The organism is Chromohalobacter sp. HP20-39 (assembly GCF_033052815.1).
Taxonomy (GTDB): Bacteria; Pseudomonadota; Gammaproteobacteria; order Pseudomonadales; family Halomonadaceae; genus Chromohalobacter.
Genome location: NZ_JAWHTP010000750.1, coordinates 1 through 266 on the forward strand (window position 1 = coordinate 1; position 266 = coordinate 266).

A 266-nucleotide genomic window follows, 5' to 3' on the forward strand; every position below is an offset into this window, starting at 1 on the left:
GTGATGTGGTGCGCATGAGACAGCGGTACCAGGGCTTGTAGCAATTGCACGGCGGCGGAGCCATCCCCGGTGAGCGGCACGTCAAAGCGATAGCTCTTCAGGCCGCGCTGCTCCAGCGTGGCGAACTGCGTTGCGTAGTCGGCCCAGAGCGCCTGGCTTGGACTTGGGTGCCCGCAACCGCCCCAGGTGAGGGAGGCGGCAACGGCAGCAGTGGCGCTGGTCAGCCATGTCGCGGCGAGTGTCAGCAGGATGGTGCGGATGCGTGG

1 protein-coding gene is annotated in these 266 nt (G+C 66.9%); it reads right to left on the reverse strand.

Annotated elements, in window-relative coordinates:
- The coding region (locus RVY79_RS19955; protein ID WP_317466314.1) for a hypothetical protein at positions 1–266 on the reverse strand (266 nt) is incomplete at both ends.